General features: G+C 44.1%; 7 protein-coding genes. 5 read left to right on the forward strand and 2 right to left on the reverse strand.

Annotated elements, in window-relative coordinates; genetic code table 11:
• Positions 1-276 precede the first annotated feature (276 nt).
• From VN379_RS24305 to VN379_RS24320, 4 genes are all read left to right on the forward strand, one after another.
• Positions 277-1419, forward strand: coding sequence for an S-layer homology domain-containing protein (locus VN379_RS24305; protein WP_325538717.1), 1143 nt, complete (start codon positions 277-279; stop codon positions 1417-1419).
• A 164-nt stretch (positions 1420-1583) separates the two neighbouring features.
• Positions 1584-1787 (forward strand): DUF3084 domain-containing protein, encoded by a 204-nt coding sequence (locus tag VN379_RS24310; protein ID WP_325538718.1) that lies wholly within the window; start codon positions 1584-1586, stop codon positions 1785-1787.
• 22 nt (positions 1788-1809) lie between these two features.
• A complete protein-coding gene (locus tag VN379_RS24315) occupies positions 1810-2118 on the forward strand; it encodes a hypothetical protein (protein ID WP_325538719.1) in 309 nt (102 codons plus the stop codon).
• Positions 2067-2810, forward strand: coding sequence for a hypothetical protein (locus VN379_RS24320; protein ID WP_325538720.1), 744 nt, complete (start codon positions 2067-2069; stop codon positions 2808-2810). Before VN379_RS24315 ends, VN379_RS24320 begins: the two co-directional genes overlap by 52 nt.
• A gap of 408 nt (positions 2811-3218) precedes the next feature.
• Here the strand turns inward: VN379_RS24320 and VN379_RS24325 are convergent, their stop codons facing one another.
• Positions 3219-4328: a cell wall-binding repeat-containing protein gene (locus VN379_RS24325; RefSeq protein WP_325538721.1), complete on the reverse strand. Its 1110-nt coding sequence runs from the start codon at positions 4326-4328 to the stop codon at positions 3219-3221.
• A gap of 429 nt (positions 4329-4757) precedes the next feature.
• On the opposite strand from VN379_RS24325, the gene VN379_RS24330 reads away from it, so the two are divergent.
• Positions 4758-5453: a TVP38/TMEM64 family protein gene (locus VN379_RS24330; RefSeq protein ID WP_325538722.1), complete on the forward strand. Its 696-nt coding sequence runs from the start codon at positions 4758-4760 to the stop codon at positions 5451-5453.
• 39 nt (positions 5454-5492) lie between these two features.
• On the opposite strand, the gene VN379_RS24335 is transcribed toward VN379_RS24330, so the two are convergent.
• Positions 5493-5975, reverse strand: a complete 483-nt coding sequence (locus VN379_RS24335) for a hypothetical protein (RefSeq protein WP_325538723.1) — start codon at positions 5973-5975, stop codon at positions 5493-5495.
• Positions 5976-6351: the final 376 nt, after the last annotated feature.

Raw genomic sequence — 6351 nt, forward strand, 5'->3', positions numbered from 1 at the left:
TCATAACACACTTCATAAAAATAACAGAATTTATTCATAGGAAATTCATGGGATATTCATAACAACTTGGTATTATGAATCCATCGCCTGGGAAATTCCACAGTTCCCTGAGGGTAAATGCCAGTGAAGAAGAGAGTGAAGCTTTCATTAGCATCAAGGGGGGCTAACACAAGGTGAATGTAAACATGCATTCCGCAAGTCGGAAACAAGTCTAATAGCGTAAAACGTAAGACTTGAGTTTACACATTATTAATCAAATTAACTGGAGGAATACAAATGAAAAAGAAGTTGTTAAAAACTGCTATTTGCACCGCTCTGACGGTGGCTTTCGCTGTACCGGCGTTCGCGAATCCCTTTGCCGATGTTCCCACAAAGCACTGGGCTTACGATGCCGTAAATAAACTGGCTGCAACCGGGATTGTAAGCGGCTATGGCGATGGCACCTTCAAAGGGGACAAGACGCTTACTCGCTACGAGATGGCACAAATCGTCGCCACCGCAATGGGTAAAGTTTCTACTGTTGACCAAAAAGTTATTGTGGATAAATTAGCAAGTGAATTTGCTACTGAACTTAACAGCCTGGGAGTTAAAGTTGACGGTATCCAAAAACAATTAGATAATCAAATCAAATTCAGTGGCGAAGCGCGAGTTCAGTACGATAATGCCACCGAAGATACCTCATATCGTTTCCGTCTCGGTGCAACAGGCAAAATTAATGACGATACTAAGTTAAATGCCCGTTTAACCACAGCTGACGAGGATGGAATAGACAAGACTTCTCTTGATAATTTTGGTTCTCCCAGCATTGACCGCTTTAACATCGAAACTAAGCTGGGAGCTGTTGACACCGTTTTAGGTAAACAAGACCTAAAACTTGGCAAAGGTCTTCTGTATAACTCCTATGAAGTCGATGGCGCTGCGATTACTGGTGCCAAAGCAAAGTTAGGTGGACTGACGTTAGCCTATGATAATAATGGCGACACCAGAGTTCAGGCAGCAGAATATCAGAACCGACTCTTAGGAACCAACTTGGCTGCTGATTACCTCAAAATAGATAACGCAGGTACGGCAAACGAGTATGCTGCCTTGAGTACAGATGTAAACGTGTTCGGTAAAAAAGTGGGAGCAGAATATGTCCGCAATGTTTCGCAAAAAGCCAATGCCTACCGTGTAGGTACTGATATCTTAGGTGCGCGGGTAAGTTATATTAATTTTGATGTCAATGCCCTACCGGAACAATCGGGCTTTAACTTTGCCGGAACCACTTCTACCGGTTTTGGCAGCAGTAACCAAAAAGACAAAGGATTCCAAGTTACCTATGACAGGAATTTAGCGAAGAATGTAAATCTTGAGCTTGACTATAAGAATCTGGACGTAGCCGGCGACCAAACCAAAGCTACTGTGAACGTTAAATTCTAAAAAGTAAAGAGGCTCCGGTAAAAACCGGAGTCTCTTTATTAATAAAGGCTTTTAACGTCAGTATTAAACGATGGGACAAAATGGGTTATTCTTAGCAGGTAACAAGAATCCCTTTTACCTCGTAGTGTTTGGTGCTGCAATCATTATTGAGGGAGGGGATTTCTATGTTTGGTCTGGTACTTATCGCTATACTGGGTGTCATGGGCGGCGCCATCGCCTATATTGGTGACAAGATTGGAACTAAGGTTGGAAAAAAGAAGCTGTCTTTGTTTGGACTGCGGCCCAAATACACCTCGATTATCGTGGCTGTAACAACCGGGATTCTTATTACCGCATCCCCTTATCATCCTAACCATTGTGTCCCATGATGTCCGGACAGCCTTGTTTGGTATGGAGAAAATACGCGGCGAATTGACGGCGCTTTCCTCGGAAGTAACCCAAAAGAACCAACAACTTGAGGCTAATCAGCTCCTGTTACAGGAAAAAGAGCAGGAATACAGCAATCTTGTTAATAAAATTAATGCCGTAACAATCCAGCTTTCCCGGTCAAAAACCGAGTTGGCTAGCGCCCTTGAGGAGCATGCGCAAACAATGATAGCACTCAATAAAGGTCAGGTGGACTTAGCGCAAGCTAAGTCGGATATCGTGTGGCACTTGAAGCAACGAAAGGGAAGCTGGATACGCGCATTGCCGATTTGAGCAGGGTACGTGACACGCTAAAAAGTGATGTTGACCGGCTATCTAAAACAACAGCCCAACTGAGCTCTGGGATTAACTACCTGCGAGCAGAAACTGTGCTCTATAGGGCTAATGAAGTGTTATCTACGGCGGTTATAGATACCTCTGCCGAACAAGTGCAAAACGAATTGTTGCGCGTTATTTCTGAGACCAATCGGAAGGTTCTGCAGCGAATTGGAAAACAGGGTACAGAGGCCGAAATGTTATGGATTAGTCAAGCCGACTTTCAGAATGCAACCAAGGCTTTACAACAGTATAACGGCAGTATGGTTGTACGGATTGTTGCCCACGAGAATACAGTTTGGAATGAAGCAGTCATTGCGTATCTGGAAGTGTATCCTAATAAACAAATCTTCGCTAAAGGCGAAACGATTGCCAGAACAACGATTAATGTACAAGCAAATAGAGGCAGTATAGAGCCGGTTGTATTACAGTTCTTACAGCAAGTAAACAGTATTGCTGTGGCGAAAGGAGTATTGTCTGATCCGCTGCAGGGTACGGTAGGCTCAATCAGTGGGACTGAACTATTCAATGTGGTAAATCAGCTTGAAAAGAAGGGGGGGATTGTGCAGTTAAGCGCGGTTTCGCTTGCAGATACTTCTGTGGCTGGCCCATTAGAAATCAAGATTGTCTCGCTCCCTGTAGGCGAGTAGCTTCAATTTTAATCCAATTAAAATATAGACAGTTCCTGCAAACATAATGGTGTTGAATGATTCATGGCTGTCGCTCCTCTCCTATTTTGCCCAATATATGCTGCTTAGTGCGAGCAATTACCACAGAGAAAATTGCTCCAGGCTGCATGACATACAGTAAGGCATCGTTGGTTTGAGCAACAGAACCACAAAGGAGCGTTCATGTGCTAGGAAGTTCCCCAAAAAACAGGAGTATCATTGATAATACAACGACAAGGTTATTAACAAGGTCGAGGTAGGTAAAATTCCCAATGATTACATATAAGCAGTAAACAGAATTTCCACTGATAGATGAAAAAAATCCTGTAAGGACATTTCCCTACAGGATTTTTTCTATCACACTGCAATCAATTTGTACTATAATCTTTATTATTCTTCCGAATATTGGTGTGCCTTCCCGATCAGTATCCGGTTGCATTGCCTGTTTTTCTCTGGCTGTTCATCAATTTTAATCGCTTCCTCAATATCTGCTTGCGTAGTAAGCTGAACTATCTTTGGTGTACCCAGGATAAACCCGTGCATGAACGGTGGCATGGGGGGCATACGTAAAGGCGGTTTAAGGAATTGCAGGTAATTCAGTACTACCGGAGGAGATCCATCAGTTTCGACAAGCAGGAGCGGGGTATGCTTTCCCTGATGGGCCAGAGCTGAGGCGGCGAGAATTAAGTCCCAGCGGGTAAGGTTGCCGAACGTAAAAGCATCGCCTAACCCTTTACGATTCCGGTTCCAGCCAAGTTTCGTTGCCGGGTCGTAGTAGATTGAAAACTCAACCGAGATTGCAAAGGGGTCCTCGCCGGCAATGCGTCGGACAGGTGGCTTTACGATAGAACTGATTTCCCTGGCGACGTTATCGGACACAGAATATCTGTCGCCGATAATATAAACGTTTTTATTAGCCATATCCTGTAAGGCTGTAGCTGTTACCCGGGGGAGCCGGTCCTTATGAGTAAGTAGTATCGGCACACCGGAATGTGTCGCATAATAGGTTGCCAATATGCCTTCATAGGGGTTATCGGCGGACACGATAAATAAGCACACCGGACCTTCGGGTGATTCTGGGGTTAGTTGTTCTCTTAATTTCGCTACTTTAACGGCAGTGGCAAAGACGTTTTTACCGGTAATGTGAAGCACGTCATATCCCATACTCTCGATTTCGCGAATGACTTGAGCGGCAAAAGGGCCAACAGCTATGATCGGCAGAACAGCGCCAGTACCTGGCGGGTCAAGGCGTTCTATTTCTTCGCGGGTAAGAGCAGCAAGCTCGTCAACTGGCGTAAATAATATGTTGCCCATAATGGGGTCGTGCACCAAACTGGTCGCAGCAAAGGCGTAAGGAAAGTTCTCATCTGGTACGAGGATTATCACCTTGGGGGACTTCATATCAGACTTAGGCCACTGCATGCGTGATACAGCAACCGACAGTTCAACTGCCGTATCGTAAGGAATGCGTGTTGTGTCCACTGTATTTAAGGGAAACATCGTTAGCTCACCTCGTCCTGATGTATTCGACAGCTGGCATTGTTTCTATATATACTTTATGCAAGAGGCATAGCAGTTGCTTTACAATGGCGCGCAGAAAATAAGCAAAAGGAGTCTCGGCAGACTCCTTTTTAGATTCTCAATTCTAAAGAAAGATTTGTAGCAACCAGTATCTCCAGAAGGCAACTATCCTATCAGGATAAAGATGTCATTACTGATTTAACTATATCGGCCTTAAGTGCTTTGGCGATATTCTGCATGAGATGGCAGCAAAGTAGGCAGTTAGCAGGAAAGGACGTCTTTGCCATCCATGTTTTAGCCTTCATGCTGTTTTTTCATTAAAAGTCCACATTTCCTTCACGAGAATCGCACAATGTCTTGGTATAGTATTCGTAGTACCCTATATCAACCGTTGAAGGAGACGTAACAATGATGAATAAAATAGTAGTTAAAGTTGCCGCTGTCGTGGTGTTGGCGGTCCTGATTGCTGGCGCTTACCTGGCTAAACCGGATTTGTTTGCAACTATCTGGTATTTGGCAACAAGCGGCGATATAAATGGCACGATTGAATTTCTCCGTTCTTTCGGGGCGTGGGCCATTGTCATTAGTATTGTTATCGATATACTCATAAATATGGTAGGTTTTTTGCCTTCCATTTTCATATCTACTGCCAATGGCATAGTCTTTGGCCTAGGACCTGGTATTGTGATTTCCTGGTTTGCCGAGACCGTTGGCGTAATTTTAAGTTTTATTTTAATGCGAACGGTGTTGCGCAGCTCAGCAGAGGAACTAATTAAAAAGAGCAATATGCTGCAGAAAATCGATGAGTTTAGCGGTGCCAGCGGCTTCAAAATGATGCTCCTTGCCCGGACGTTACCCTATTTCCCTTCAGGAATTATTACCGCTTTAGGCGCAGTCAGCCGTATATCGCTGAAAGATTATATTATGGCTAACTTCCTTGGCAAATTCCCTTCAACCGCGTTAGAAGTGATAGTAGGCTATGATGTTGTAAACTATCAGGAAAATCTGTTGCGGCTTACCCTGGTTGTTCTCGGGGTAACTTTTATCTACGGCCTGTTATGGTGGTATAACAAACGTAAACTGGCAAATGGTCAATCTAACTAAATGGAAACTAGGGCGAGTTGTTGCCTTTTGCGCTTTAGTTTACCGGGTAATGATAGCAAGTTTGTGGTATTTGTTTAGCCGGCCCCATTGATGAATGCCTAAGTCCTGGTCAAAATTAATCAGTCGAATATGCCAGCGGCCGTTATCAAATACATGCAGGCTTTTTGGCCGGTAATATACAAGGGTTATCATTTTAGCGTGCGCCAGTTTAGCGATATGTGATTCAAAATCATAGAACTTTTCTCGAGAAAACGGGTTATAGAGATAAAAGATGGTTCCATCCTGGGGGAGATTCTTGAAAGCATCACCAGGCAAGATGGTAACATTAGCCCAAGCGCCGAACTGTTTAGCCGTCTCTTGCGCCACAATTGGGTCAAGTTTAAGGCCATATATTGTATTGGTATATCCCTGGCTGAGCCAGTAGTTGATGACTCGCCCTTTGCCGCAGCCGACATCAATCAATACGTCGAGTGGCGTGATCGTTGATAGACATGACCGAGTATTCGGTATGATACACATCATTTGCACCAAGGTGTTTATAGGCGGTAGGAATGTCCTGTCAGCAGCCGACCGCTGTACTTGAGGGTCGAGTATGGCGTCTTGTAGTGATGATTTTATTCCATCCCAGCCAGCATAGCCGAGATACTTAATGGTTTTTCCCAGTCCTTCGGTTTGTATTCTGCGTGCTAATCGGTCAAGTATGTTTATAGGCGCACTCCCGGTTGTAGGGTTGTAGGGTCGATTGATCCATGGTTATATAGTAGCTGTAGGCTATAATTTATGTAAGGGGAAAGTGCAATCTAAAGGAACAAAGCAGGCTGTATTGATCGGTATGCCCTGAAACCTGGAAATTAATATAAAAAACTCCAGTTCCTTCATATAAATTCACATTATTTTA

This window comes from Sporomusa sp. (assembly GCF_035561255.1).
Classification (GTDB): Bacteria; Bacillota; Negativicutes; order Sporomusales; family Sporomusaceae; genus Sporomusa.